Source organism: Streptomyces sp. BV286, from assembly GCF_019090165.1.
Lineage (GTDB): Bacteria > Actinomycetota > Actinomycetes > Streptomycetales > Streptomycetaceae > Streptomyces.
The window spans coordinates 1-21,726 of record NZ_JAHRIB010000056.1 but is presented as its reverse complement, the minus strand read 5'-3'; the positions used below and the strand labels follow the sequence as shown (position 1 = coordinate 21,726).

Annotated in this window: 19 protein-coding genes and 1 pseudogene; 6 read left to right on the top strand and 14 right to left on the bottom strand. The window is 72.9% G+C overall.

The window, feature by feature from the left end; translation table 11 throughout:
• Nucleotides 1–354 precede the first annotated feature (354 nt).
• Together KUF83_RS07740 and KUF83_RS07735 are read right to left on the bottom strand one after the other, a co-directional pair.
• Nucleotides 355–2,226 carry a rhamnogalacturonan lyase gene (locus KUF83_RS07740; RefSeq protein ID WP_217453833.1) on the bottom strand — a complete coding sequence of 624 codons (1,872 nt, stop codon included), beginning with the start codon at nucleotides 2,224–2,226 and terminating at the stop codon, nucleotides 355–357.
• An 88-nt stretch (nucleotides 2,227–2,314) separates the two neighbouring features.
• Complete coding sequence (locus KUF83_RS07735; RefSeq protein ID WP_217453832.1) at nucleotides 2,315–3,295, bottom strand: YafY family protein; 981 nt, start codon at nucleotides 3,293–3,295, stop codon at nucleotides 2,315–2,317.
• Between the two features lie 62 nt (nucleotides 3,296–3,357).
• Between KUF83_RS07735 and KUF83_RS07730 the strand changes: the two genes are divergently transcribed.
• The gene (locus KUF83_RS07730; RefSeq protein ID WP_217453831.1) at nucleotides 3,358–3,837 is read left to right on the top strand and encodes a hypothetical protein; all 480 of its coding nucleotides are present in this window, start codon (nucleotides 3,358–3,360) and stop codon (nucleotides 3,835–3,837) included.
• Entirely contained in the window at nucleotides 3,834–4,346 is a 513-nt protein-coding gene (locus KUF83_RS07725) for a hypothetical protein (protein ID WP_217453830.1), read from the top strand. The genes KUF83_RS07730 and KUF83_RS07725 overlap by 4 nt, the downstream gene beginning before the upstream one ends.
• Here the strand turns inward: KUF83_RS07725 and KUF83_RS07720 are convergent.
• Both KUF83_RS07720 and KUF83_RS07715 read right to left on the bottom strand, forming a co-directional pair.
• A complete protein-coding gene (locus KUF83_RS07720; protein WP_217453876.1) occupies nucleotides 4,303–5,043 on the bottom strand; it encodes a class I SAM-dependent methyltransferase in 741 nt (246 codons plus the stop codon). The genes KUF83_RS07725 and KUF83_RS07720 overlap by 44 nt on opposite strands.
• Before the next feature lie 8 nt (nucleotides 5,044–5,051).
• On the bottom strand, nucleotides 5,052–5,357 hold the full coding sequence (locus KUF83_RS07715) for a 4a-hydroxytetrahydrobiopterin dehydratase (RefSeq protein ID WP_217453829.1): 306 nt from the start codon (nucleotides 5,355–5,357) through the stop codon (nucleotides 5,052–5,054).
• A gap of 227 nt (nucleotides 5,358–5,584) precedes the next feature.
• On the opposite strand from KUF83_RS07715, the gene KUF83_RS07710 reads away from it, so the two are divergent.
• Nucleotides 5,585–6,454: a helix-turn-helix domain-containing protein gene (locus KUF83_RS07710; protein WP_217453828.1), complete on the top strand. Its 870-nt coding sequence runs from the start codon at nucleotides 5,585–5,587 to the stop codon at nucleotides 6,452–6,454.
• Nucleotides 6,455–6,487: 33 nt separating this feature from the next.
• Here KUF83_RS07710 and KUF83_RS07705 read toward each other — a convergent pair whose 3' ends face one another.
• On the bottom strand, nucleotides 6,488–6,907 hold the full coding sequence (locus KUF83_RS07705) for a hypothetical protein (RefSeq protein ID WP_217453827.1): 420 nt from the start codon (nucleotides 6,905–6,907) through the stop codon (nucleotides 6,488–6,490).
• A 213-nt stretch (nucleotides 6,908–7,120) separates the two neighbouring features.
• On the opposite strand from KUF83_RS07705, the gene KUF83_RS07700 reads away from it, so the two are divergent.
• Nucleotides 7,121–7,984: a helix-turn-helix transcriptional regulator gene (locus KUF83_RS07700; protein ID WP_217453826.1), complete on the top strand. Its 864-nt coding sequence runs from the start codon at nucleotides 7,121–7,123 to the stop codon at nucleotides 7,982–7,984.
• Nucleotides 7,985–8,141: 157 nt separating this feature from the next.
• Here the strand turns inward: KUF83_RS07700 and dnaK are convergent, their stop codons facing one another.
• The 6 genes from dnaK to KUF83_RS07670 all read right to left on the bottom strand — a co-directional run bounded on the left by dnaK (nucleotide 8,142) and on the right by KUF83_RS07670 (nucleotide 16,536).
• On the bottom strand, nucleotides 8,142–10,028 hold the full coding sequence (dnaK, locus tag KUF83_RS07695; protein WP_217453825.1) for a molecular chaperone DnaK: 1,887 nt from the start codon (nucleotides 10,026–10,028) through the stop codon (nucleotides 8,142–8,144).
• Between the two features lie 145 nt (nucleotides 10,029–10,173).
• A complete protein-coding gene (locus KUF83_RS07690; RefSeq protein WP_217453824.1) occupies nucleotides 10,174–10,602 on the bottom strand; it encodes an OsmC family protein in 429 nt (142 codons plus the stop codon).
• A gap of 65 nt (nucleotides 10,603–10,667) precedes the next feature.
• Nucleotides 10,668–12,476, bottom strand: coding sequence for a hypothetical protein (locus KUF83_RS07685; RefSeq protein WP_217453823.1), 1,809 nt, complete (start codon nucleotides 12,474–12,476; stop codon nucleotides 10,668–10,670).
• Nucleotides 12,477–12,657: 181 nt separating this feature from the next.
• On the bottom strand, nucleotides 12,658–13,719 hold the full coding sequence (locus KUF83_RS07680) for an ATP-binding protein (protein ID WP_217453822.1): 1,062 nt from the start codon (nucleotides 13,717–13,719) through the stop codon (nucleotides 12,658–12,660).
• A gap of 170 nt (nucleotides 13,720–13,889) precedes the next feature.
• Entirely contained in the window at nucleotides 13,890–15,920 is a 2,031-nt protein-coding gene (locus KUF83_RS07675) for an alkaline phosphatase family protein (protein ID WP_217453821.1), read from the bottom strand.
• Between the two features lie 190 nt (nucleotides 15,921–16,110).
• A complete protein-coding gene (locus KUF83_RS07670) occupies nucleotides 16,111–16,536 on the bottom strand; it encodes a hypothetical protein (protein WP_217453820.1) in 426 nt (141 codons plus the stop codon).
• Between the two features lie 84 nt (nucleotides 16,537–16,620).
• Between KUF83_RS07670 and KUF83_RS07665 the strand changes: the two are divergent.
• Together KUF83_RS07665 and KUF83_RS07660 are read left to right on the top strand one after the other, a co-directional pair.
• Nucleotides 16,621–17,388, top strand: a pseudogene (locus KUF83_RS07665) (MBL fold metallo-hydrolase); the annotation flags it as partial.
• Between the two features lie 68 nt (nucleotides 17,389–17,456).
• Nucleotides 17,457–18,083 carry a DedA family protein gene (locus tag KUF83_RS07660; protein WP_217453818.1) on the top strand — a complete coding sequence of 209 codons (627 nt, stop codon included), beginning with the start codon at nucleotides 17,457–17,459 and terminating at the stop codon, nucleotides 18,081–18,083.
• A 199-nt stretch (nucleotides 18,084–18,282) separates the two neighbouring features.
• Here the strand turns inward: KUF83_RS07660 and KUF83_RS07655 are convergent, their stop codons facing one another.
• The 3 genes from KUF83_RS07655 to KUF83_RS07645 all read right to left on the bottom strand — a co-directional run bounded on the left by KUF83_RS07655 (nucleotide 18,283) and on the right by KUF83_RS07645 (nucleotide 21,365).
• Entirely contained in the window at nucleotides 18,283–19,356 is a 1,074-nt protein-coding gene (locus KUF83_RS07655; protein ID WP_217453817.1) for an MBL fold metallo-hydrolase, read from the bottom strand.
• Nucleotides 19,353–20,594, bottom strand: coding sequence for an aminotransferase class I/II-fold pyridoxal phosphate-dependent enzyme (locus KUF83_RS07650; protein WP_217453816.1), 1,242 nt, complete (start codon nucleotides 20,592–20,594; stop codon nucleotides 19,353–19,355). Before KUF83_RS07650 ends, KUF83_RS07655 begins: the two co-directional genes overlap by 4 nt.
• Before the next feature lie 159 nt (nucleotides 20,595–20,753).
• Entirely contained in the window at nucleotides 20,754–21,365 is a 612-nt protein-coding gene (locus KUF83_RS07645; RefSeq protein WP_217453875.1) for a hypothetical protein, read from the bottom strand.
• Nucleotides 21,366–21,726 lie beyond the last annotated feature (361 nt).

The window sequence follows — 21,726 nt, the reverse complement described above, 5'->3', positions numbered from 1 at the left end:
TCCTCCTGGCATCACCGGGCCCTGCCGGCGGCCGCCTTCCAGATGGCCGTGTGTCGCCGCAGCCGGAGCTTGTCACTGGTGGGTAGTGACTGGGCGTGGGACCGGAGCCCGGTACTTCCCCGACTTCCTGACACCCGGCCGGCCGAGCGGTGCCGGTGAGGGGCTGGACGTCGGGCGCACCCGGGCGACCGTGCTCCGGGCCGACGCCCGGGCCTCGACGGCCGCCCCGAGGCCCGCTGCCGCTGCTACTGCACGCTGAGCGAGGGCGAGAGCGGCTGCGCAGGACACGCGCAGCCGCTCTCGCCCTCCCTTCAGACGCGGGTGTTCTCCCGGTTCACGGGGCGCAGGCCCTGTTCAGGGGGTGTAGACCGTCGGCCTGGGGGCCGTCGGCATGCCGTTGCCGATGAAGAAACTCGGGTGCGGCGGCTGGTTGTAAGCCGTGTTCTGCCAGGCGATGGCCGTGCGGTACATCGTGTCGTGCAGCAGGGTCGTGATCTTCGCGCTGGTCTCGGTGGGTGTGGAGTAGATCCGCAGGGCCCTGTTGTCGCCGGTCGCCCAGACGACCTCCTCGCGCCAGTCGCCGAAGAGGTCACCCGAGAGCGCCGGGGTCGCCTTGGTGCCGTTGTTGGAGTGCACGGAGGCGCCGGTCAGCAGGCGGGTGTCGGACGAGGTGCCGTACTTGTCGATGCGGGTGCCGTCGAGGAGTTCACGGGTGGTGTCGCCGTCCCACCAGCTCACGAAGTTGATGCTGGACGGCTCCCGGCCGAGCGAGGCGCCGCCGGCCGAGCGGAGGGTGGTGTCGGAGGCGGACCAGGCCTCGGCGCCCGCGCTGCCGGCGTAGATGTCGGCGGCGACCCCTCGGCCGTTGTCCCCGCCGGAGGCCGTCTGCCACAGGCGGGAACCGGTGCGCGCGTCGGCCATCCAGGAGCTCGGCTGGGACGAGGACTCCGAGACCTTGAAGTACTCCAGGCCCGCGCGGGACGGGTTGAGGTCCCCGACGTGGCCCGCGTCGCCGTGGCCCAGTTTCGTGGTCCACAGCCCGTTGCCGTTGTCGTCCACGGTCATGGCGCCGTACACGATCTCGTCCTTGCCGTCGGCGTCCACGTCCGCGACGGACAGGCTGTGGTTGCCCTGGCCGTCGAAGCCCTTGCCCGCGTTGGTCGACGAGCTGGAGTCGAAGGTCCAGCGCCGGGTGAACGCGCCGCCCCGCCAGTCCCAGGCCGCGATCACCGAGCGGGTGTAGTAGCCGCGCGCCATGACGAGCGAGGGCCGGGCGCCGTCCAGGTAGGCGGTGCCCGCGAGGAAGCGGTCCACGCGGTTGCCGTACGAGTCGCCCCACGACGAGACCGTGCCGCGTGCCGGGACGTAGTCGACGCTCTGCATCGCCCTGCCCGTCTGGCCGTTGAACATGGTCAGGTACTCGGGCCCGGACAGGACGTAGCCGCCGGAGTTGCGGTGGTCGGCCGACGCGCTGCCGATGACGGCGCCCGTCCCGTCGACCGTGGCGTCGGCCGTCTTCATGGCGACCTCGGCCTTGCCGTCGCCGTCGTAGTCGTAGACCTGGAACTGCGTGTAGTGGGCGCCCGAGCGGATGTTGCGGCCGAGGTCGATGCGCCACAGGCGGGTGCCGTCGAGCCTGACGCCGTCGACGACCGTGTTGCCGGTGTAGCCCGATTGGGAGTTGTCCTTGGCGTTCGTGGGCTGCCATTTGAGGACGAAGTCGAGTGCGCCGTCGCCGTCGAGGTCGCCGACCGAGGCGTCGTTGGCCTCGTAGGTGTACGCGACGCCGTCCGGCGTGGTGCCGCCGGCGGGCGGGGTGATGGGCACGTCCTTGTATCCGGTGCGGAACTGGACCGCGTGGACGGAGTCGCCCTGCTCGACGCCGCCCACGACCGCGCGGACCGTGTAGTCGGCCTGCGAGGGCGCGCCGGAGTGGAAGTAGTTCGTCGAGCCGGTGACGGGGGCCGGGTTGACCTTCGTACCCGCCCGGTAGACGTTGAACGACACGTCGTTCGGGTCGGTGCCGAGCCAGCGCCAGCTGACGAGGTTGCCTGCGTCGGTGTGGACGCTGACGACACCCCGGTCCAGCTTCTCGACCTGCCGCGCGGTCGCGGCCTGCGCCGGTGCCGCGGTGAGCGCGGTGAGTCCGGCGGCGGCGAGGGCGCCGGTGAGCACGGTGGAGAGGACGAGCCGGGTCCTGCCGCGTCTGCGATGCGGGTGCTGCACGGTGAGTACCTCCCTGGGGGAGCAGACGGGTTCTGCTACGTCAGTCGCCGCCGGAGGTACGGAGGTTGCCCGATTCGACAAGCGCTTTCTACGTGGCCTCACCACGCCCCGTGGACACCGCCCCGTAGGTACGGGCCAGCCCGGCGACCGTGTCCGCGATCCGCGCGCGCAACGCTGCCGGTTCCAGCACCTCGATGCCCATGCCGAGGCGCAGGAACTCCGCGTGGGCGTGCTCGACGGACTCGATGGGGACGGTGGCCCGGATCCAACCGCCTTGTTCCGTGCGGCCGTTGGCGCGTACCGCGTCCCCCGCCGGCCCGGCGAGGCGGACGCCGGGAGCGAGCCGGACCACCGCCTCGGCCCGGTGCAGGCGGTCGTGGAAGTCCCGCTGGTATCCGGTCCAGTACGCGCCGAGGTCGAATCCGTCGGGGCGGGTGAACTCCTCGTCAGAAGTGGCCAGTTCGAGGATCTGGTCCACGCGGAACGTACGCGGTCCGGGGCCCGCGACGACGTACCAGCGGCCGGCTTTGAGGACGAGGCCGTACGGTTCGAGGCGGCGCCGCACGTCGGTCGGCTCGCGCCAGCGGCGGTACAGGACATGGAGGACGCGGCTGTTCCAGACGGCGTCCGCGACCGCGGGGAGGAAGGGGGCGGCACCGTCGGCGGCGTCCGCGTACCAGCCGGGCGCGTCCAGGTGGAAGCGGCCGCTGATGCGGTCGGCGTGCGCGCGCAACTCGCGCGGCAGGGCGGCGCGCACCTTGAGCTGGGCGGCGGCCAGCAGAGAGCCGAGCCCGAGCTCGGCGGCGGGCCCCGGCACGCCGGCCAGGAACAGCGCCTCCGCCTCACCCGCGGTGAGGCCGGTCAGCCGCGTGCGGTAGCCGTCGAGGAGCCGGTAGCCGCCGGCGTGACCGGCGTCGCCGTACAGCGGGACGCCGGCGGAGCTCAGCGCCTCGACGTCCCGGTAGACCGTGCGCACCGAGACCTCCAGCTCCTGGGCCAGATCGGCGGCGGTCATACGGCCCCGGGTCTGGAGCAGCAGGAGGATCGAGACGAGGCGCGCCGACTTCATGTCCGCAGCATGCCAGGCTTCACTGACAGAAGGGGTCAGTGAAGCGGGCCTAGCGTCCCCTCATGGCCTTCAAGGAGAAACTTCTGACCGTGCCGCCGCCCGTCGAGGTGGCGGGCCGGCGGATCAAGCGCTACCACGTCACCGCCGACGCGGCGGGCATCGCGCCCGACGTCGAGGAGGCGGCCTACGCGATGCTGCCGAAACTGCTTCCCGAGGCGGACGGCACCCCGCCTGCGACGTTCGTCGTACTCCACCGGGGCGGCGACGACGGCGCCTACCTCAACGCGTACAGCTGGACATGGGACAACGTCCTGCACTTCAGGGGTGCTTGTGCGGGTCAGCCGGTGCTCGGCTGCCCGGACCGGGACCCCACGCACTTCATCACCCTGGACCGGCCGTGGATCGGGTGTGTCTGGGAGCTGCCGCCGATCCTGCACGAACGCGACGCCTGGGTACGGCACATGCTCGCGCCCGACGCTCCCGACCTCGACGCCTACCTGGCCGACCGCCTCCCCGAGGGCACGACGGGAGACCGTTCATGAACGCGCCCCTCGACGCCGGGCCCACCGACCCGCAGGACTTCGGCTTCCTCGTCGGCGACTGGGACGTCGCGCATCGGCGCCGCACCGACTTCCTGGATGCCGGAAGCGCCTGGGCCGAGTTCGCCGCCACGAGCCGCTGCTGGAGCCTGTTCGACGGGGCCGGCAACATCGACGAGATGGACGTGCCCGGTCAGGGGTGGATGGGGCTGACCCTGCGGCTGCGCGACCGTGAGAGCGGACTGTGGTCGCTCCACTGGTCCAGCAGCCGCAGCGGCCGGCTGTTCCCGCCCGTCATCGGTGGGTTCACCGACGGGCGCGGTGACTTCTACGGCGACGACACCTACGACGGCAAGGACGTGCGGGTGCGGTACGTGTGGTCGGCGATCTCGCGGGACACGGCCCGCTGGGAGCAGGCGTTCTCGGTGGACGGCGAGAAGTCGTGGGTGACCAACTGGGTCATGGAGTTCACGCGTCGGCGGGTCCCGGCTTCCGGAACGCCCGCAGGCTGAACTCCGGTTCCGCGCGCGGGACATGCTGGTCCGGCAGCTGCTCCAGGCGGCACGCGAGCCTCTCGGCGAGAGGCGTGCCCGGGGGCAGCAGGGTGTACCAGCCGCGGCGCACGTCGGCCGCGGCCCGTGCCGGTGTCCGCCCCTGGCCGCAGCCACGGAAGGAGGCCCGCCCCGCCGGAAGCAGGGCGTGCCGGCCGGCGTACGAGGCGACGAGGTCGCACCGGTCGCGGGCGGTGCGACGGGGGCGCGGGGCCATCACCGCGTCGATGTCGCTGCGCACGTCGTGCGAGGCGGCCTTGTCGACAGTCGTGACGAACACGCCACCGGGGCGCAGCACCCGGGCCGCCTCGGCGACGACCCGCTCCGCGTCGTCCAGGAGGTGCAGCAGCCAGATCGCCGAGACGACGTCGAACATGGCTGTGGGGAAGGGGAGTTGGCGGGTGTCGGCCAGCACGACGCGGCCCGGTACCCGGTCGGCGGCCCGTCGCAGCATGCCGGACGCCGCGTCGGCGCCCGTCACGTCGAGACCGGCCGCCGCGAGCCGGCGGGTGACGCTGCCGGTGCCACAGGCGGCGTCCAGGAGGGTGCCGGCGCTGTCGGGGATCAGTCCGAGCACGGCGTTCGCGGCCGCGGCGGCACGGGGTTCGCCGCCGCGTGACGCGTCGTACCGCTCGGCCTCCTTGTCGTAGTCGAACACCAGCGCGTTCAACTCGCGCCGTGCCCGGCGGTGAGTTCCTCGACCCGGTGGGCCAGTTCGAAGTCCTTTTCCGTGACGGCGCCGCCCACGCTGTGCGTGTTCACCGTGAGGGAGACGGTGTCGTAGCCGAGCGTGAGGTCGGAGTGGTGGTCCAGCTCGTCCTGCACCCGGGCGATGTGCACGACCAGGGCGGCCGCGGCGAAGTGCGAGCCCAGCCGGTAGGAACGGGCGATCCTGTCGCCGTCCAGGGACCAGCCGGGCAGCTCCGCGAGGCGGTCCTCGATCTCCTTCTGCGACAGCGGTTCGAGGGGCACGGTCTCGCTCCTTCCGTGAGGTCGGTGCCCTTGGGGGCGGTGTCCTGGGAGCGGTGCGCGAAGCGAGCCGCGGCACCACGCCCTGGATCTCCTCAGCGTCCCACAGTCGGGCTCTCCCGTCCCTGGTCAGACGGGTCACCGCAGCGCGGCGAGGTCCGTATTCGGCCGCCCGGCGGCACGTCGGCCCGTGGGTGACCCGTGGGTGACGCATCGACTACGGTCGGGGTATGACCGCCTCCGCGTCCGCCTCCGGATCCGTCAGCACGTCCGCCGGCGCCCCGGGCGGTGCCCCGGCGCCCGACAAGGGGATCGGACCGCTGCTGCGCGGCTGGCGGGAGCAGCGCCGGGTGAGTCAGCTGGAGCTGGCGCTGCGGGCCGGATCGTCGGCGCGGCACATCAGCTTCGTCGAGACGGGCCGCTCCCGGCCGAGCGAGGAGATGGTGCTGCGCCTCGCCGAGCACCTGGACGTACCGGTGCGGGACCGCAACGCCCTGCTGCTCGCGGCCGGTTACGCGCCCCGCTATCCGGAGACCCCGCTGGACGATCCGGCACTGGACGCGCTGCGCGAGGGGGTGGAGCGGCTGATCCAGGGTTACGAGCCCTATCCGGCGCTGGTCGTGGACGCCACGTACCACGTGGTCGCCGCCAACCGGGGGATCGCGATGCTCCTCGACGGCCTCCCCGAGCGGCTGCTCGCGCCTCCGCTGAACGCGATGCGGCTGACGCTGCACCCCGAGGGTCTGGCGCCCAGGATCCGCAACCTGCGCGAGTGGCGCGGCCATCTGCTGGCCCAGATGGAGCGGGACATCGCCCTGCGCCGCTCGGACGCGCTGCGGGCCCTGTACGAGGAGGTGGCGGCCTATCCGCCCCCCTCCTCGGAGCACTCCTCCCTCCTTCCCGACGAGGAACCCGCGGAGTCCGTCCCCTACTTCGCGCTGCCGATGCAGATCGAGCACGACGGACGGCTGCTGTCCTTCATCTCGTCCATCTCCACGTTCAACACACCCATGGACGTGACGGTCGCCGAGCTGGCCATCGAGACGCTGCTCCCGGCCGACCCGGCGACGGTCAAGTACCTCCACTCGCTGATGTCCTGACGCTCGATCAACTCCGTATGCGCCTGCGAGCCGTCAGCTTTTCCGCATCGCCCGCAGTGCCGCGTACTGAAGCAGCGCGAACCCCGCCACGGTCAGCGCCTGCACCGGCGTCCACACCGCTCCGGCGGTGCTGGGCGACAGCCAGACGGCGAGCGCCACGCAACTCAGGGCCGCCCAGGTGAGGTTGATCTCGATCACGGCCCGCACGGGCAGCACGGGAGGCCGCCGGCGTGAGGCGAGCAGGGCGACCGCGGCCCCGTACACGGTGAGAAGGACGCCGAGGACGAGCAGCAGGTCCGGGTCGACTCCGAGCAGCCGCCCCAGCGGGCCGGACGCGGCGAGGTAGGCGACGCCGTTCGCGCCGGTCACCACGGCGTCCAGCGCCAGGAAGCGGCGCAGTACGGTCTGCGGGTCGGTGGTACGGGCCAGGGCGGTGAGCTGGGCTGCGGACATGGCGGATAACCCTCCGTCGAGGTCGGTTTCGGCTGGTCGGACCCGGTTCCCGGACCGGAGTGCGCCGGCCCGGGAACCAGTACGCACACCATGCCGCGCGCCGCCGGTGGTGGTCGATTACCAGCGAGGTAATGAAGGCCTCCCGGATCGGGTGAGGCTTTCGCCGGAACGTGGCACACTTCTCGCCATGCTCGGCGCTTGGGGAGGCGTGGCGTGAGTGAAAGGCGTCCTGCGCCGACCGTGGGTCAGGTGGTGCTGGGGAGACGGCTGCAGGAACTGCGCGAGGCGTCCGGTCTGAAGCGGGACGAGGCGGGGCAGATCCTGCGGGTCGCCGGTGCGACCGTGCGCCGGATGGAGATGGCCGAGGTCACTCTCAAGATCCCGTACGTCCAGGTGCTCCTGTCGACGTACGGCGTGCCCGACGACGAGATCGCGGCGTTCGTCCGGCTGGTCGAGGAGGCGAACCAGCCCGGCTGGTGGCAGCGCTACCACGACGTCCTGCCGGAGTGGTTCAGCCTCCATGTGAGCCTGGAGGGCGCGGCCTCGATCATCCGGTCGTACGAGCCGCACTTCGTCCCCGGGCTGCTGCAGACCGAGGACTACGCCCGGGCCGTCCTGGAGGCCGGCACGGTCGGCCAGACGGGGCCCGAGGAGATCGACCGTCATGTGTCACTGCGGATGGCCCGGCAGAAGCTGCTCACCGGGGACCGCGCGCCCCATCTGTGGGTGATCATGGAGGAAACGGTCCTGCGGCGCCCGGTCAGCATCCGCTCCGAAGTGATGGCGGACCAGCTGGACCATCTCCTGGCGGCCGTCGAGAACGACCACATCACCCTGCAGATAGCCGAGTTCGCGTCCGGCCCGCACCCGGGGACGTACGCGCCCTTCGTGCTGTTCCGGTTCGCGGAGCCCGAACTGCCGGACATGGTCTACACCGAGTACCTGACCGGGGCGCTCTACCTCGACTCCCGCAAGGAGGTGGCCGCGCACCTGGAGGTGCTGGACCACATGACGACCGGCGCGGCCGACGCCCGGCGCACCAGGGAGATGATCCTGGAGCGCCGGGCGGACTTCTGACCGGCGCGCTTCACGGGGAGCGGAGGCTCGTGTGCGCGCTGTCGTGAGTCGGCCGTCGGCCTTCGGCCTTCGGGGGCCCATCGCGCAGATCCCCGCGCCCCTCGGGGACCTGAGCTCGCCGGGGTGACGGCCGTCGCGGGTGACCGGCGCCGGCCCCTCAGGCCGGGCCGCCGGTCGGGCCGCCGGGTTCGTCCTGGCGCTCCTCGTCGACGATCTCCGCGTCGACCACGCCCTCCTCGTCCCCGGGCGGGGCCTGTTCGGTACCCGGCCGGTCCTGCGGTGGCGACTGCTGGGCCTGCGCGTACATGGCCTGGCCCATCTTCTGGCTGACGGTGGCGAGTTTCTCGACGCCGGTCCGCAGGGTGTTCGTGTCGGTGCCGTCCCGGTCGTTCAGCAGTGCCTGCAGCTCGGTGATCGCGGCCTGCACCTCCGTCCTGACGTCGGCGGGGACCCGCTCGTCGTTGTCCCGGATGAACTTCTCGGTCTGGTAGACGAGTTGCTCGCCCTGGTTGCGGGTCTCGGCGGCCTCCCGGCGGCCCCGGTCCTCGTCGGCGTACTGCTCCGCCTCGCGCATCATGCGGTCGATGTCGTCCTTGGGGAGCGCGGAGCCGCCCGTGACGGTCATCTTCTGCTCGCGACCGGTGGCGAGGTCCTTCGCCGAGACGTGCATGATGCCGTCGGCGTCGATGTCGAAGGCCACCTCGATCTGCGGGAGTCCGCGTGGCGCGGGCGGCAGTCCGGTGAGGTCGAAGACACCCAGCTTCTTGTTGTAGGCGGCGATCTCCCGTTCGCCCTGGAAGACCTGGATCCCGACGGACGGCTGGTTGTCCGTGGCGGTGGTGAAGATCTCCGAACGCCTCGTGGGGATCGTCGTGTTGCGCTCGATCATCTTGGTCATGATGCCGCCCTTGGTCTCGATGCCGAGGGACAGCGGGGTGACGTCGAGGAGCAGCACGTCCTTCACGTCACCTCGGATGACACCCGCCTGGAGTGCCGCGCCGAGGGCCACGACCTCGTCCGGGTTGACCCCCTTGTGCGGGTCCTTGCCGGTGAGTTCCCTGACCAGCTCGGCCACCGCGGGCATCCGGGTGGAGCCGCCGACGAGGATGACGTGGTCGACCGCCGAGAGCTTCACGGCGGCGTCCTTGACCGCCTGGTTGAAGGGGTTCTTGCAGCGGTCGAGCAAGTCGGCGGTGAGCTCCTGGAACTGAGCTCGCGTCAGTTTCTCGTCCAGGTGCAGCGGGCCGTCGCCGGTGGCGGTGATGTAGGGCAGGTTGACGGTCGTCTCGGTGGCCGAGGACAGCTCGATCTTGGCCTTCTCGGCTCCTTCGCGCAGCCGCTGCAGCGCCATCTTGTCCTGGCCGAGGTCGATGCCGTACGCGCCCTTGAAGCGTTTGACGAGGTACTCGACGATCCGGTGGTCCCAGTCGTCGCCGCCCAGTTGAGTGTCGCCGTTGGTGGCCTTCACCTCGATGACGCCGTCGCCGATCTCCAGCAGCGAGACGTCGAAGGTGCCGCCGCCCAGGTCGAAGACGAGGACGGTCTGCTCCTCGCCCCGGTCGAGACCGTACGCGAGGGCCGCCGCCGTCGGTTCGTTGATGATCCGCAGAACCTTCAGGCCCGCGATCTCACCGGCCTCCTTGGTGGCCTGGCGCTGGGTGTCGTCGAAGTGGGCGGGCACGGTGATCACCGCGTCCGTGACGTCTTCACCGAGATACGCCTCGGCGTCCCGCTTGAGCTTCTGCAGTACGCGCGCGGACAGTTCCTGCGCGCGGTAGCGGGTGCCGTCGACCGTGCCGCTGTCGGGGAACCGCCAACCCGGGTCACCCATATGGCGTTTGACGGAGCGCGCGGTGCGCTCGACGTTCGTCACGGCCTGCCGTTTGGCGACCTCACCCACGAGGACCTCGTTCTTGGCGAAGGCCACCACCGAGGGAGTGGTGCGCGCACCCTCGGCGTTGGCCACGACCGTGGGCTCACCCCCTTCGAGTACGGCCACCACCGAGTTCGTGGTACCGAGGTCGATCCCGACCGCACGTGCCATGTCCGTCCCCTTCCGCCCGGGCCTTCTCGCGTTCCATCACAAAACTTGAGTGCCGCCCTGTCAATGGGGCGGGTACCCCGGACGACCCCGGACATGACGGTGCCGCGCCCCCTTGCGGGGCGCGGCACCGGGAAGAAGGCGGGTGTCAGGCGAGCTTCGCCGTCAACGTGATGGTGGTACCCGTCAGTGCCTGGCTGACCGGGCAGTTCTTCTTGGCGTCCTCGGCGGCCGCGACGAAGGCGTCCTCGTCGATGCCCGGCACCGTGCCCTCCACCGTGAGGTGGATGCCCGTGATTCCCTCACCGGGCTGGAAGCTGACGTCGGCGGAGGTGGTGAGCTTGGTGGGCGGGGTACCGGCCCCGGCCAGGGCGTGCGAGAACGCCATGGAGAAGCAGCTGGAGTGGGCGGCGGCGATCAGCTCCTCGGGGCTGGTCTTGCCGTTCGCGTCCTGGGCGCGCGACGCCCAGGTCACAGGCTGCTGCTCGATGCTGCCGGAGGAGTCGAAGCTGACGACTCCGTTGCCCTCGAGCAGGTTGCCTTCCCAGACGGTGTGTGCGGAGCGCGTTGTTGCCACGGTGATTCCCTTTCGATGTGGTCCCGGTTCCGGGGGTCCGTGGCACCATCCGATCACACTCGGGCTCAGCGCACGCGAAAGACCGGTCCCCGTGCGGTGAACGGCAGGGAGGAGCCCTGCGGGATCAGGTAGGCGTGCTCGCGGCGGACGCGCAGGACATCGCAGTAGCCGTCCGTGATGACCAGGACCGGGGCACCCGGCGGGAAGTCCTTCGCACGGTGGAGGAGGTCGATGCCGGGCTGGAGGACCGTGCCGCCGCGGCCCCGGACCCGCACCCGGCCGGCGATCTCGGTGACCGGCAGGAAGCCCGCGTCGTGCGGGGCCGCGTCACAGAACACGACGCGCGCGGCCGGTACGTCACGGGCCTCGGCGTACGAGGCGATGGCGCCCAGCGCCTTGCCCAGCAGGGTCCGGTCCATGGAGCCGGAGGTGTCGAGGACGACGCCGAAGGTGCAGCGGGCGATCTCCTCGGGCGGGAAGTACCGTCCGGCGCGCGGGATGTCGGGAGTGGCGGCCTGCCGGCGTGACGGGCGCGCGTACGTGCGCAGGGGCTCGGGGCGCGGTACGAACTCGTCGAACCAGCGGGCCAGTTGGGCGTCCCAGGGCAGCGGCGGATGGCTGAGGGCGCGGATCTCCTCGACGAGGCCGCCGGGCAGGAAGCCGCGTTCCCGGCGCTCGTGCAGGTCGAGGCCCTGGGCGAGGCCGCGGCGGTAGAACTCGTCGAGGTCGACGTAGTCGCGGGGCGCGCCGAGCGGGCCGCCGAGGATGTCTCCCACGCCCTTGCCCCGCAGGGTGGCGAGCCGGCGGTGGCGGCGCAGGTCGGTGGCGATCCGGTCGTAGACCTCCTCGGCGGAGAGGTCCTTCAACTCCTTCTCGTACAGCAGCCCTTCGGGCATGGTGCCGACGCGCATCTCGACCAGCCAGGCGTTGATGACGTAGTCGCAGGCGACGTTGAAGAGGTACGGGTCGCGGGTGCCGCAGCGGTCGCCGTGGCGCAGCGCGGCGTGCAGCATCTCGTGGGCGAGGACGAACCGCCATTCCTCGTCGTCGAACTGCCGCAGCGGGTTGATGTAGATCTCGGCCGCCTCGGGGTCGACCGCGGCGACGGAGATGCCGTGTGCGCGGGCGAGTTCGGCGTCCGCGACGACGGTGATGCCGGCCGCGATGCCGCCGAGGAGGGGGTAGGAGGACACGAACCAGCTCAGCGCCCGCTCCCACGGCTGCAGCGGGGTGAGGCCCCCACGCATGGAGTCGCGGCGGCCGCCCGCCAGGTCCATCGCGGTGGCCACGGTGCGCGTCAGCGCATGGGCGAAGGCGAGCTGCCAGTCCGGCGCGGTGCCTCCCCGCCAGCTGTCCCACGGAACCAGCAGCTGGTCGGGTTCGCTCCCCGCGGTGCCGCAGCGCTCGTACACGGTCGGGACGCCGGCGCCCTCGCGGCGCCAGCGCGCGGCGAGCTGCTCCTCGTCGCCGTCGGGGTACGACATCGGCAGGTCCGCGGGCGTCAGGCCGATGGGGAAGCCGAGGAGGAAGCGGTTGACGACGACACAGCGGGCGGCGAGGTCGAAGCGGTCGGGCTGCTGCCGCCGGGTCGTGTACGCCGGGACGTGCCCGAAGCCGAGGTGGAGGGCGCCGTGCGCGACCGCCCAGGCCCACTCGGCGGGGTCGGCCCGGCGCCCCGGGTGCACATGCAGCACGCCGTCGGAGTCGACGCGGACGAGCCCCTCGCGGGGCGACTCCTCGCAGTCCTCCTGACGGCAGACGCTGAAGCCGATGGAGGCCAGTGCGCGGTTGGCCCGCACCAGCCGCATCCCTTCGGCGAACGCCTCGGCGGCCAGGTCCTTCTTCGGCTGCGCCTGCTTGTTCGTACGGCTCATCGCGCGGCCTCCACCCGGTGGGTGGAGGCCGCGGACGCCGGCACGCGGGGGTCCCCCGGGCCGCTCGGGGCAGGCCTTCGTCGCGCACCGGGGACGCGCCGGGGCCCTTCCGGCCGCAGCGGCCCTGCCGAACACGCCACCGGCGTCCGGAGCCCGGTGGCCGCCTGCTCGCGCACTGGGCTCACCGGCGCGCCTCCACCAGCCGCGGCATGTCGCGGGCGGCCTCCACCAGGAACCACGCGGGCAGCACCGGGTTGCCGTCCTCGTCCGAGGCGATCACGCTCTGCGCGACCTCCACCGAGATCTCGGCGAGCTGCACGAGCAGCGACTTGGCGCGGTACGCGGTCTGCCGGAGGTTCGCCGAGGCGTGCTCCTTGCTGGCGGGCAGCTCCTTGACGAGGCGGCCGCGGAAGGACTCGGCGAGGTAGTACAGCAGGTCACGGTCCTCGACCCGGTTCGGCCAGCGGGCCTCGCCCTTGATGATCGCCTCGATGCCGAACCGGCTGCGGACGATCTTCACATAGCCGCAGAAGGCGACCGCGTGCGCGGGTGTCAGCGTGCCGTGCGCGATCACCTTGAGCGTCGCCTCGTCGAGCGTCGGGCCGAAGGAACGCAGCGCGTCGGAGAGCATGTGCCAGGAGCGGGGGGTGGAGAACGGCTCCTCGGTCTTCGGCGGCCTGGACCACAGGTGGTCGGGCCGGTCGGTGAGGTGGTCGAGCACCCACGGGTGGATGTCGTTCACCGCCGCCCACACCAGCCAGTCCTTCGCCGAGGCCTCCAGATGCACATGCGTGAGGCGGTTGACCAGCGCCGACGCGATCGGGCGGGCCAGTGCGTTGTCCGTCGAGCGGTTGCCGGCGCCGATCACGATCGAACCGGCCGGCAGTTCGTAGGTGCCGATGCGGCGGTCGAGGATCAGCGAGTAGAAGGCCTTCTGGACGTCCGGCGTCGCCGCGTTCAGCTCGTCCAGGAACAGGCAGTACGGCTCGTCGCGGGCGATGGCCTCCGGCGGGCAGAAGACCGAGCGGCCGTCGCGGATCTGGGGTACGCCGATCAGGTCCTCCGGCGCCAGCTGCGTACCCAGAAGGCTCACGCACTCCAGGCCCAGGGACTCGGCGAACTCCCGCACCAGGGAGGACTTTCCGATGCCCGGGGCGCCCCAGATGAAGACCGGCCGCACGGTCGCGAGACCGAGCAGCAGCTCCGGTATACGGGCGGGAGTGACGGTGACGGCAGCCTGCACGCAACGGCTCCTGGAGTGTGTTCGAGGGGAGGGCGCACAGCTGCGCGATGTCCGATACGAACAGTGTGGGCGGTTCCGGTGCCGGGCCGCAGCCCATTTTTCCGGAGCCCGGCGCCTGCCCGTACCACCGGAGCCGCCCGGCGCACCGGGACCGCCCGCCGCCCGCCCGGTCAGGCGGCCTTCCGCCCGGGACGGACCTCGATGGGCACCTGCGGGCCGTCGCACTCACGCAGCCACCGGCGCAGAACCTGGTGCACCTGCTCGGCGCCGACCAGTTCCTCCCCGGCCTGGACGGGCGGGGAGAACGTGAGCGGCGACATCAGGAAAGGGCGGCCCTGTGCACCCCCGAGACCGCCGTGCGAGCCGATCTGCTCCTCGAACGCGAGCACCTCGCCCTCCTCGGGGTCGTACCAGGAGTTGACCATGATGTCCGCGGTGTGCGGGAACGTGTGCGTGCGGCGCACGGCGTCGGCGGCTCCCGGCCCGAAGTCGGCCAGCGGACCCGGGTCGTCGTCGAGTTCGTCCAGGGGGATCGCGGCGCCGTGCGCGCCGAGCACGAGGCCGCCGTGCTCCTCGCTGCGCACGAGCACGAAGCCGACGCCCGGATGGTTGGCCAGGGTGGTGAGCAGGGCCGGATGCCGGGCGTCGATCTCCTCGCGGCTCATCCGGTGCGGCACGTCCGGGAAGGACACCAGGCCGAGGTTGCCGGAGGCCAGCACGAGGGGCTCCGAGGCGGGGCCGGTCGGGCGGTACTGTTCGCCGCCCTCCTCCACGGGCCTGCGCAGCGCGGCCCGTACGGCCGACCTGGCCTCGGCGCCGCTGTGGGTGCGCCGGGCCTTGCGGGGCACGGGCAGCCCGCAGCCGGCCCGGACCAGCTCGCCGAGCCCCAGTCCGTAGCGGGCCCGGAACGTCTCGCCGGGGCTCTGGCCGTGGTCGGACAGCAGGACCACGCGGTACGCGCGCGGGGCGTGCTCGGCGACCTGCGCGATCAGGGCCAGCGATCGGTCCAGCCGCTGGAGGACCTTCTCCGCGTCACGGCTGCGCGGGCCGGAGTGGTGCGCCACCTCGTCGTACGCGACGAGGTCCGCGTACACCGAGGAACGTCCGGCGAGCATGTCCCCGATCACCGCCGTGACGACGACGTCCCGTTCGACGACGGTCGCGAAGGCGCGGATGAACGGGTACAGGCCGCCGCGGCCGACCCTGGGGCGCCTCTTGCCGAGCCGGGCCCGGGTGGACTCGCCGATCTCACGGCCGACGTCGGCGACGAAGGACAGGGCGGTACGGACGGCGTTGGCGGGGTCGGAGAAATACACGAAGTAACCCGCCCGGGAGCGGTTCTCCCGGCCCCTCCTGGCGGCCACGGAGAGCACCAGGGCGAGCTGCTCGGCGCCGCCGCTGAAGAGGTTGCCGCGGCTCGCGCCGTCCACGGTGAGCAGACCGCCGTCGCCGGTGTGCTCGATGGCCCGGCGCTGGAGTTCCGCGGCGCTGGTGGGCCGGTTGCAGACCACGATCTCCTGGCTGTCCTTCTCGTACCAGCGGAAGGCGGGCACGTCGTGGTTGGAACCGTGCAGGATGCCGAGCTGGCTGGCACCGGTCTGGCTCGACCAGTCGGTGCGCCAGGGGATGATCCGGTGGGTGCCGCGGGATTCCTGGTTCTCGCCGAGCCAGGCGGCCACGGTGGGCATGAGACCGCGTCCGACCGCGTCCAGGAGCACGTCGTGCCCCACCCCGTCCAGTTGCAGGAAGACGGTGCCGGGCGTCGGCGGGCCCTCGGCGGGCGGCGTCCTCCCCCGGCGCCGGCGGTCGAACAGCCGGTACAGCCTGCGTCTGTACGCGTCGTCGTCCCGCACGGCCAGGGCGCCGCCGGTGGCCGAGGCGACCGCCGACATCACCGCGGCGACCACCACGGCGGTCTCCGGGGCGGCCTCGCTCTGTCCCGACGGGTCGAGACGCAGGGCGAGGAGCAGGAGCGAGCCGTTCAGGAAGAAGACGAGCAGCCCGAGGACCAGGGCGGGGACGAGGAGCAGGGCCCGCACGAGGAGGGGCCACACGACGGAGGAGAGGAGACCGAAGGCGCCGGCGCCGAGCGCGGCGGTGGCGGCGATACGGGTGGCGCTGTCACCGTCCGTGGACTGGAGCCTGAAGTCCGGCAGGATCCCGGCGAGCGCCAGCATGGTGACCGTGGACACGGCCCACACGGCGACGCTCCGCCAGACCGCGCTGCCAAGGCTCCGCCATCGTTCCCTGCCCACGTCACGCCCGCCTCACGTCCACGTCCGCCCTCCCGCCGGCGGACCCGGGCCCAACCCTGTCACACGCGGCGAGGTGCTTCGGCGGCGCACGAGAGCGTGCCCGTCGCCCGGGGCCACCGTCGGTACGGGGTGACGGTCAGCGGCCGTCGTACCCGGCCGTCGGCATCGACAGCCGGCGGTGGACCCGGGCCTTCATCTGGGCGTCGTACGCGGGTTCCGCGTGCCCGACCGTCTCGACCCGCACACCGCGCCGGGCGCACTCCGCGGTGAACTCGTCGACCGAGGCGAGGGCCCGCTCCAGAACCCGGCGGCTGGGGGCGACGAACAGGTCCACGAGGCCCGCCTCGGCGTCCTCCCAGAGCGCGCAGTGGTCGGGCCGCAGCCCCCGCAGGAGCAGCTCGCGGGTGACCACGTAACCCCGCTCGGCGGCCCAGCGCGCGCACATGGCGTGCTGGCTGCGCGAGTCCACCAGGAAGGGGTCCGCGTCCAGCTCCTCCAACGGCGTCAGACTGGCGATCGTCGTCACGCGAAGCGTGCCGGAGGCACGGCGCGTGTCTCCCATGGCGTCCCCCTCACCTCCGGGTTTCGTCGCCGACCCTACTCCTGCCCGTAGGCTCGGGGGGAGTCGCGCGAAGGAGGCAAAGGAGTGCCGGTGGAGATCACTTGGTGGGGTCACGCCACCTGCACGGTCGAGGACTCGGGCACACGTGTGCTCACCGACCCGCTCTTCGCGCGCCGGCTCGCACATCTGCGCAGGCGCCGGGGGGCGCCGCCCCCGGCCGAGGCGACCGTCGCTGACGTGGCGCTCGTCTCGCATCTGCACGCCGACCATCTGCACGTCCCCTCGCTGGCCCGGCTCGCTCCGGGCACCCGGCTGCTGGTACCGCGCGGCGCCCCGCGGGCGGTGACCGGGCTGCGCAGGCTCGGCCATCTGCGGCTCACCGAGGTGGCGCCCGGCGACCGTGTCCAGGTCGGTGACCTGGACGTACGGGTCGTCTCCGCACAGCACGACGGGCGGCGGCTGCCGGTCGGGCCGCATCGCGCACCCGCCCTCGGCTACGTCGTCGAGGGCGAGGCCCGGACGTACTTCGCCGGGGACACGGGTCTGTTCGAGGACATGGCGAAGGAGGTCGGGCCGGTCGACGTGGCGCTGCTGCCCGTCGGCGGCTGGGGGCCGTATCTGGGCGAGGGACACCTGGACGCCGGCCGGGCCGCCGAGGCGCTGGGGCGGTTGCGGCCCGGGAGTGCGGTGCCGGTGCACTACGGCACGTACTGGCCGATCGGGATGGACGCCGTGCGCCCCCATGAATTCCATGCGCCCGGTGCCGAGTTCGTGCGCCTGGCCGCCGAGCGTGCGCCCGACGTGACGGTGCACCGGCTCGACCACGGCGAGCGTGTGCGACCGCGGGTCGCGGGGTACCGCTCTTCCCCGGGGGACGCGCCGGGCGGCCGGGGCGACGACGATCGGGAGGGCGAAGCACGGTGAGACAGGTGCTCGCCACCGCGGTCACGAGCGTGCCGACGGAGTTCACCCAGCAGGCGCTCGGCTATCCGTCGCTGTTCCTGCTGGTGCTGATCGGCGCGCTGGTGCCGGTGGTCCCGACGGGGGCGCTGGTGAGTTCGGCGGCGGTGGTGGCCTTCCACCGGACGGCGCCCTTCTCGATGCTGATGGTCTTCGCGGTGGCGTCCCTGGCGGCGTTCCTCGGGGACATCTCCCTGTACTGGCTCGGACGCCGCGGCATGAAGTCGAAGAACGGCTCGCGCTGGCTCGCGGCGATCCGCGACCGGGCTCCGGAGGACCGGCTCGCCCAGGCCCAGGAGAAGCTCGCCGACCACGGCGTCGCGGTGCTGGTGCTGTCCCGGCTGGTGCCCGCGGGGCGCATCCCGGTGATGCTCGCCTGTCTGATGGCGAAGTGGCCGATGCGGCGCTTCGTCCACGGGAACGCACCGGCCTGTCTCGCGTGGGCCGCGACGTACCAGCTCATCGGAGTGCTCGGCGGCTCCCTGTTCAAGGAGCCGTGGGAGGGCGTGGCCGCGGCCGTGGTCCTGACCGTGGTGATCAGCGTGGCGCCCGGCCTCTGGCGCCGGGTGCGGAGCGCTCCGCGATAGCGGTCCGCGACAGCGGTCCGCGACACCCGCCCCGGGCCGGTCGTGGGGGCCCGTGACGTCTTCGGGCCGCGGGTCCGTCGTGGCTGGGCGCGCCGTTCCCCGCGCCCCTGACGGGGCGCGTTCGTGACGGGCGCGGAGCTGGTGGGCGCGTTCGTGACCGGAGCGGGCTGCTGACGAGGGCGCGGGGCCGGCGGGGCGGTCAGGGGAGGGTGCGGGAGGCTCCCACCGGGAGGTCCCACAGGTCTTCGCGGGGCAGGCCCGCCTTCTCCCAGGCCGCGCGTACGCGGGTGAGCGGCTCCATGACGGGCTCGGCCGACAGGATGAAGGTGCCCCAGTGCATGGGGGCCATCCGCCGGGCGCCGAGGTCCTGGGCCGCGCGTACCGCGTCCTCCGGATCGCAGTGCACGTCGCTCAGCCACCAGCGGGGGTCGTACGCGCCGATCGGCAGGAGCGCCAGGTCGATGCCCGGGTAGCGGGCGCCGATCCGGGAGAACCAGTGGCCGTATCCCGTGTCACCCGCGAAGTACACCCGCCGGCCGTCGGGCGCGGTCAGCATCCAGCCGCCCCACAGTGTGCGGCAGGTGTCATGGAGGCTGCGCTTGGACCAGTGGTGGGCCGGCACGAAGTCCAGGCGGACACCGCCGAGTTCGGCCGCCTCCCACCAGTCGAGCTCGGTGACGTGCGTGAAGCGGCGGCGCCTGAACCAGCGGCCGAGCCCGGCCGGGACGAACACCGGGGTGTCGCGCGGGAGCCGGCGCAGGGTGGGGGCGTCCAGGTGGTCGTAGTGGTTGTGGCTGATGACGACCGCGTCGACGCGCGGCAGCGCGCTCCAGGGCACCCCGACGGGGGTGATCCGGGCGGGGGTTCCGAGGATCTTGCGGGACCACACCGGGTCGGTGAGCACGGTGAGGCCGCCGATCCGGACCACCCAACTGGCGTGTCCCGCCCAGGAGACGGCGATCGTGTCCGCGCCCACGCGGGGCAGCGGGCCCGGCTCGTACGGCAGTCGGGACACGTCGGCGAGCCCCTCGGACCCCGGCCGGAGCGCCCCCTCGCGGGCGAACCGCGCGAAGCCGCTGATCCCCGGCAGCGGGGCGGTGAGCCGGTCGGCGAACGACCGGGGCCAGACACGCCGTTCGCGGAGCGGACGTGGCTCGGAGAGCGGTGTTCCGGTGTCGGGTGCGGAGGCGGGCCGGGACGAGGGCGCCGTGGTCGTCAGGGTTGTCGTGAGGGTGGTCGTGGTGGTCGTGGTCGACTCGGACTGCTGCGTCATCGAGGGGACTCCCGTCGCCGAGCGTCGTCATCGTCGCGGAGATCGTCGAAGGTCGATCCCAGGAGACTCAACGCGCTGTCCACATGCGGCAATTCCAGTGGTTCGGGTGACATGAGAGACGCCATGCGCTCCTCGTCGGTTGAGCCGAGGAACGGTCCGGTGGCCAGGCGTACGCGCAGGGCGCCGAGGTCGTCGCCGAAGCGGTGGCCGCCGGGCGCCGGCATGCCGAGACGGGCGGTGAGGAAGTCCTCAAGCTCCTGCGCGTCGCCGACGTCGTGCGCGGTGAGCGCGGACCGCAGCGGGCCGAGGTCGGCGTACAGGTGGCGGCCCGCCCGCGGGGGCCGGACGTGGGCGCCCGCCGCGACGAGCGACCGGTGGGCGGCGGCGGCCACCCTCGCGTGCAGCCGTACGGACGCGGCGAGGCGGTGCGTGATCTCGTCGGGTTCGTCGAGGGCGTACGCGGCGGCCGCGGCGACCGGTGCGGCAATGCGGGCCCCGAGCGCGGTGAGGACGTCGAGCACACGGTCGCGCAGCAGGGTGCCGGTGTCGTTGCCGGGGAAACGGGCGATCGCGGCGGGCCAGCCCGACGGGAGGAACGGGCCGCAGAGGTCGGTGAGGACCGTGACCCGCTCGGGCAGCATCTCGGCGGGGCTGAGCAGCACGGTGTCGTGCGGGTCGTGCAGTGTGTCGCGCCAGGTCTCGTCGCTGACCACGTGCAGGCCCTCGCCCGCGGCGGCCTCGATGGTCTCGTGGACGAATTCGGGCGGCGCGACGGTGGCGGCGGGGTCGTCGGCCACGGACAGGACGAGCAGTCGCGGGTCGCCGCCCTCGGCACGCACCCGGCGGACGGTCTCCAGCAGGGCGTACGGGTCGGGGACCCCGCCGCACTCGACGGGCGTCCCCACCGGGAACACGGAGCTGCCCAGGAGGCGGGCCTGGGGCGCCCACCAGGCCGCGCAGGGGCGGGGCACCAGCACGTCACCGCCGAGCGCGGCGGTCAGGGCGAGGAGCAGGGCGGGGGCGCCGGGAGCCGCGACGGTGCGGGCCCGGTCGGCGGGCAGTCCACGCCGGGCCCAGTAACCGCGGGCCGCGTCCAGCAGGGCGGGGCTGCCGCCGGTCGGTTCGGTGTGCGCGCCCGTCGCGGCGGCGGCGAGTCCGGGCGGCAACGGCAGTCCGTGGCCCGGCGGGGACGGGCCGTAACGGACAGGTCCGTGCCCTTCCGGATCGGTCCGCCGCATCTGTGTACCTCCGCGCAGTCGCCCCTGGCCCGCCGGTTCCCGGACGGGCCGGGCCCCGGACATACCGGCCTCCGGACCGTCCGTCCGTGGACCGTCGTGATTCCCACGGTGCTGGTTGTGCCCCTGAGTTCTCAGTACCCAGTGATCCGCGCCGCCAACTCAGCCGTCGGCGGACGACTCCCGGTGGCGCAGTTTGTGCACCGCGGCGCCGAACGCGCCGGCGATCAGGACACCGCCGGTGACCAGCGCGATCGTGGAGTCGGTGAAGGCTCCGCCCTCACCGGCGTGTACGCCGTGCTGCATCCCGGTGCCGCGGGAGCTCTCGCGGGACACCGTGAAGGACGCGCTCCACTGCTTGCCCTCGCCGCCGGGCGCGGCCGGGCAGACGCCTTCCGCGCTCCACTCGGAGGTCTTCCCGGCACTCTCGGGTCCGCCGTCCTCGAAGTTCGCGGCGGGCGCGATCCGGGCGGTGCCGCTGTAGGCGGGGCCGCCCGCGGGACCGCCCTTGCCCTCGGGGCCGCCGTCGGCGCCGCCCTCCGCCTTGTGCAGCTGGACGGTGCCGTGCTCGAAGGCCTGCGAGGTGGCGTCGATGGTCGCGGGCGGCGGCCCGCCGGTCGGTTCGCAGGTCACGGAGACGGTGACGGTGCCGCCGGGAGCCACGGTGCGCGGGCTGACCTCGGCGGCCGGGTTCGCCGCCGCGGCCGCCGCGGCGGTGCCGAGTGAGAGGGCGGTGAGGGCGGTGGCGGACAGGACGCGGGCGGTACGGCGCAGGCGCATGGACTCGGTCTCCTCCGGCCGGCTGGGGACCTCACGCCCGTGTGCGGCGGCGGAGGCGGGGCACGACCGGCATGCCCCTCAGCCCATCAGAGCCCGCACTCGGCCGGGGCGCGCGCCGCCGGACACCATTCGTGCCATGCGGGCGCCCGAGCGGGTGACGCGCAGGCCCGGAAACGCCGCACCGGGACGGCGTCCGGCCCTGTCGTGTCCTGTCCTGTCCCGAAGGGTGCGCGCAGGTGTGGCGCGCACGGCGCCGTCGGTGGGCCCGGGCCGCGCTACGGTCCGGTGGTCGGCGACGGGCCGCGGCTGTCCCCTGGAGGCGACGGGCCGCCCCGCCCCCGGGAGAGCCCGGGGG